Origin of the sequence: Stenotrophomonas sp. PS02298 (assembly GCF_029959445.1) — a bacterium.
Classification (GTDB): domain Bacteria; phylum Pseudomonadota; class Gammaproteobacteria; order Xanthomonadales; family Xanthomonadaceae; genus Stenotrophomonas.
Window position 1 is genome coordinate 1 of record NZ_JASCOR010000224.1, and the last position, 5,240, is coordinate 5,240.

General features: G+C 62.7%; 4 protein-coding genes. 1 reads left to right on the forward strand and 3 read right to left on the reverse strand.

Annotation, left to right across the window (positions count from 1 at the left end):
* Positions 1-131 precede the first annotated feature (131 nt).
* Positions 132-473: a hypothetical protein gene (locus QMX78_RS19910; RefSeq protein WP_282272884.1), complete on the reverse strand. Its 342-nt coding sequence runs from the start codon at positions 471-473 to the stop codon at positions 132-134.
* A gap of 213 nt (positions 474-686) precedes the next feature.
* On the opposite strand from QMX78_RS19910, the gene QMX78_RS19915 reads away from it, so the two are divergent.
* Positions 687-2,369 carry a long-chain fatty acid--CoA ligase gene (locus tag QMX78_RS19915; protein WP_282272886.1) on the forward strand — a complete coding sequence of 561 codons (1,683 nt, stop codon included), beginning with the start codon at positions 687-689 and terminating at the stop codon, positions 2,367-2,369.
* A 143-nt stretch (positions 2,370-2,512) separates the two neighbouring features.
* On the opposite strand, the gene QMX78_RS19920 is transcribed toward QMX78_RS19915, so the two are convergent.
* Together QMX78_RS19920 and QMX78_RS19925 are read right to left on the reverse strand one after the other, a co-directional pair.
* Positions 2,513-3,172 (reverse strand): hypothetical protein, encoded by a 660-nt coding sequence (locus tag QMX78_RS19920; RefSeq protein WP_282272888.1) that lies wholly within the window; start codon positions 3,170-3,172, stop codon positions 2,513-2,515.
* Between the two features lie 272 nt (positions 3,173-3,444).
* Complete coding sequence (locus QMX78_RS19925; RefSeq protein ID WP_282272890.1) at positions 3,445-4,968, reverse strand: calcineurin-like phosphoesterase C-terminal domain-containing protein; 1,524 nt, start codon at positions 4,966-4,968, stop codon at positions 3,445-3,447.
* Positions 4,969-5,240: the final 272 nt, after the last annotated feature.

The window sequence follows — 5,240 nt, forward strand, 5'->3', positions numbered from 1 at the left end:
GCGCCAAAGGAAGGGGGCAAGAGCAGCCTCGCTTGTCTCCCTTCCTTTGGCGCAGCCAAGGGGAGGGCTGGGGAGGGGTGCCCTTGCGCGCTAAAGCTCCAAAGCCTTCAACCCGCTGCCAAGCCAGCAGCTCAGCCTTCCCCACCCACCGGCGCCCAATCCGCGCTGTACACCTGCCACTCCCCATCCTGCTCGCGCCAACCAGTAACCACTTCCTGCATCTGCCCACGCTCGGGCAGCAGCCCCTGGTTGCCACCCGTCAGCAGCACAGTGAAGCGCACCGTCGCAGTACCCCCCTCGCCCATCTCCACCCGCAACGGCCCGGTCTGCACACCCACCTTGGCATTGAGCAACAACTGCCCACGCAGCAGACGCTCCATCCCGGCGCGGTCCAGCCCTTCGTTGCCCACGAAGTCTTCGGACACCCCCTCCATGAAGCCACCGGGCTTGCCTTCCTCTACATTTTTTTGCATTGCAGCAAAACTTTCGCGTAGCCGCTGCTCCGGTGGTTCGCGGCCGCAAGCGGCCAGCAAAAGCATGATCACCGCACAAAGCATGCAGTTGAAGACTGATCGCATCATCTATCCCTTCGCCTTTTCAATTCGGAACGGTATGCTGGCAACAATAACGCCGGTGCCCGATGATCGGGCCTGACCACTAGATCATTCCATTTCCTGGAGGGGAAGATGACGCAAGAACGTCCTTGGCTGCAGAGCTACCCGGCTGGTGTGCCGGCTGAAATCGACGTCAACGAATTCCACTCCGTCGCCGATGTCTTCAATGCCTCGGTCGCCAAGTTCCGTGATCGCCCGGCTTACTCCAACTTCGGCAAGGTGCTGACCTATGGCGAAGCGGACGTACTGGTCACCCAGTTCGCCGCCTACCTGCTGGGCGAGCTGCAGCTGAAGAAGGGCGATCGCGTTGCGATCATGATGCCCAACTGCCTGCAGTACCCGATCGCCATCTTCGGCATCCTGCGCGCCGGCCTGACCGTGGTGAACGTCAACCCGCTGTACACCGCGCGCGAGCTCAAGCACCAGCTGGTCGATGCCGGCGTCTCCGTGCTGCTGGTGGTCGACAACTTCGGCGAGACCGTGCAGCAGGTCATCGCCGATACGCCGGTCAAGCAGGTCATCACCACCGGTCTGGGCGACATGCTCGGCTTCCCCAAGGGCGCCATCGTCAACTTCGTGCTGAAGTACGTGAAGAAGATGGTGCCGGATTACGACCTGCCCAAGGCCATCCGCTTCAAGGATGCGCTGAAGCTGGGCAAGCGCCACAGCATGCCGGTGGTCGAGGTAGACCACGAGGACATCGCCTTCCTGCAGTACACCGGTGGCACCACCGGCGTGGCCAAGGGCGCGATGCTGACCCACCGCAACCTGATCGCCAACATGCAGCAGGCCTCGGCCTGGATCAGCGCCTCGGGCGTCAAGCCGGGCGAGGAAGTAATCATCACCGCGCTGCCGCTGTACCACATCTTCGCGTTGACGGCGAACGGCCTGGTCTTCATGAAGCTCGGCGGCCTGAACTACCTGATCACCAACCCGCGTGACATGAAGGGCTTCGTCAAGGAGCTGAAGAACAACCGTTTCACTGCCATCACCGGCGTCAACACCTTGTTCAACGGCCTGCTCAATACCGAAGGCTTCGATCAGGTCGACTTCTCCAACCTCAAGGTTGCACTCGGCGGCGGCATGGCGGTGCAGCGCGCCGTGGCTGACAAGTGGAAGAAGGTTACCGGCGTCACCTTAGTTGAGGCCTACGGCCTGACCGAGACCTCACCGGCAGCCTGTATCAACCCGCTGGATCTGAAGGAATACAACGGTGCCATCGGCCTGCCGATCCCCTCCACCGAAGCCTGCGTCAAGAACGACGACGGCCAGATGGTGGCATTGGGCGAAGTGGGCGAGCTGTGCATCCGCGGGCCGCAGGTGATGAAGGGCTACTGGCATCGCCAGGACGAGACCGACAAGGTCATGGATGCCGACGGTTGGCTGCATACCGGCGACATGGCGCGCATGGACGAGAACGGCTTCTTCTATATCGTCGACCGCAAGAAGGACATGATCCTGGTGTCCGGCTTCAACGTCTACCCGAACGAAATCGAAGACGTGCTGGCGATGATGCCGGGCATCCTGGAAGTGGCTGCCGTTGGTGCACCCAACGAGAAGTCGGGCGAAGTGGTGAAGGTGGTCATCGTCAAGAAGGACCCCAACCTCACCGAGGAGCAGGTGAAGGAATTCGCCCGCGCCAACCTGACCGGCTACAAGCACCCGCGCATCGTCGAGTTCCGCAAGGAACTGCCCAAGACCAACGTCGGCAAGATCCTGCGCCGCGAGCTGCGTGACGCCAAGCCGGAAGCTTGATGCTTCAGACGTGAGCGTTGAAAGCCTCCCCGGAAACGGGGAGGTTTTTTTTTGCCCGTGATCTGAGCGAGGGCCAGCCCTGATCGCTTCTTGCAACGGCCTGCTGGTCAGCGAGGACTGGCATCCGCGGCCAAAGAGCTACTTTAAAGGCGCATGCCTTCGCGGGACTCGTCGTCACCGTTACCAGCAACGGGGACAGGCACGATTGCCGTAGCGCGCTCATCAGACCCGACAAGCGTCAGCGACATCGCCGCGATGGCGGTAACCGTCCCGCCCGCGTCGCCGCGCGAAATCCGATGCCCAGTACTGCGTGGCTGATCAACCACCTGCTGCTGTGGCAGCTCCACCACGGTCCCGCGCACGGCCACCCGATCGCCGGTGCGAAGCCGAGAGCCCATGCGCATGGTGAACTCAGCCTCGGCCGGCATGTTGATCGAGGTGTCATAGCCCTGATCCAGCACGAACACCCCATCGGAAGTGACCGGGTTGCCATCGCCCTCGTCCTGCAGGAACCAACCGATGGTGGGTGTGCCACGATCGCCTTCGCCCAGCGTCTCCTTGAGCTCCTGACCGATGTCGTCGCTATCCCCCATCAGGTTTCGCACCACGATGCCTTCGATCAGCACCTCACTCCCAAGCAGCGGGCTGCTCGTACCCTGCCCCTGCACCTGCCCGATCAGCTGACGTGCCGGGTCCATCGGCTCTACATGGAATTGGCTGCCAGGCAGCGGAAAACCGCAGCCGACCGCAGCCAATGCCATGCCGAGAATCGTGGGTTTGACCACTGCTGTCTTCCAACGCATGACGTCCGTGCACCCTGCTTTGTTGTAGGAGCGGCGTCAGCCGCGAAGCTCGTAGATTGTCAGATTACAAAATACCCGAACCAACCGCTTCCCCGGCTTCGCGGCTGATGCCGCTCCTACAAACACCAGCCGGCCAGCCATCCGGCGAACTGCTACCGCTTGTGGGAGCGGTGTGAACCGCGAAGCTCGTAGATGATCAGGCTGCGGAAATCCACAGCCGCGAAGCATCCCCCGCTTCGCGGCTTACGCCGCTCCCACAACAGCACTTGCTGTCAGGGCTCTGCGGTCTGCAAGCGGTAGCTGGTGTTGCTCCGGTACTCGACGCCGTTCAATGTGGTGCGCACTTCCACCGCATGCTCACCTTCGCTGAGCTTGGTCGGCAACGCCGCGCGCCACAAATGGCTGGACGGCACGGCTTCGGGCGAGCGGTCGTAGCCACGCAGCTCTTTGGCAAGATCGTCGGCAACGTTCTCCACCAACAAACGCGGATCGGCCTGCTTGACCTGCTTCATCGGCTGCCATTCGCCGCCGTCGACACGGAACTCCACCGGCAGACCTTCGTAGCCCATGAACACATTGGCGTAGATGCCCCAGGCCGGGTACGCACCCTGCCGCAGTACCTTCGGTGCATGCAGAGCGATCTGCTGGTCCGCAGGCGCGCGGGCAACCCGGTATTCGACGCTGTACTGGCCTTGCGGCCGCACATTGAGCAGGCCGTAGCCATTGGGCGTACCGTCGGCCATGGTGGTGTCGGGAATGCCTTGCGCGTCCTTAACTCCGGACCAGAACGCACCACAGGCCGCGCCAACATTGTATTCGTGCAGTGGCTTGGCACCGTTCCACCCCTGCGCGGCTCCCCAGAACACCTGACTCTGGTTGTGGGTGTGCCCGCTGACAATCAGCGGATGCGGCACCTGCTCCAGCAGTTTGAACAGACGGGCGCGGTCTTCGGCGCGGTAGACGTGGTCGAACAGCGGGATATGGAAGCCCAGCACCACCAGCTTGTCCTTGGGAATGGTGGGCAGATAGGCCTCGAGGAAGGCGAACTGATCCTCGCGCAGACCGCCGACATAGGCCGGCTTCTGACCGGGCTGGGCGATGATGTCATCCATGCCGATGAATACCATCGAGGCCTCTTCCCAGGCGTAGGTGTCCGGGCCGAGCTGGCGGTGGAAGCTGGCCAACGAATCAGCATCGCTGCTCGCACCAAGGTCCATGTCATGGTTACCTGGCACGTGCAGCCACGGCACACCCAGCGAGGTGACCGCCTTGGTCAACGCGGGGTAGAGGCTGGGGTCGTCATTGGTGATATCACCAAGGGTCATGCCCATGCGTGCCTGATGCTTGCCACGCAGCGGCTCGATGATGTCGCGCTCGAAGTAGCTGACGTCCAACGCGGTGCTGGTCTGGCTATCAGCCAGCAACAGCGCTTGGAAACTGCTGGGTGGGCTTTTCTCCAGCTTCAGCGCGAACGGCCGGCACTGCTGGTCGCCCTCGCCCGCCTGTGGCCGCCAGATGTCCGGCAGGCCATCGCCGCGCTTGACCGCGCTGTAACCGGCCGGTTTGATGATGAAGATGTTGGGCTGGTTGGAGACTGGCAGCTGGTAGCGGCCGTCCTTGCCGGTGCTGACGATATGTTCGCCGTCGGAAACACGGATGCCGGCCAGCGGCTTCTCACCTGCGTCCTGCTGGCCGTTGCCGTTGCTGTCGAGGAAGACCGCGCCGTCGACGCAGGAGGCACTGGCGGCAAATGGCGCGCAGGCCAGCAGCAGGGCGGTCAGCAGGGATGGGCGCATGGAGTCCTCGACGACATTGGGCAGGCGCCCATTATCGCCCTGGGATGCTGCAAAGGCATTGCTGCAGGTGGCGACAGAAACCTGTAGCGCCGAGCCGTGCTCGGCTAGGCCTTACCGGTGACGTTTGGCTTTCCCTGTAGAGCCGAGCCATGCTCGGCTGGGCCTTGCCGGTGACGTTTGGTTTTCCCTGTAGAGCCGAGCCATGCTCGGCTGGGCCTTGCCGGTGACGTTTGGTTTTCCCCGTAAAGCCCCTGCCGAGCATGGCTCGGCAC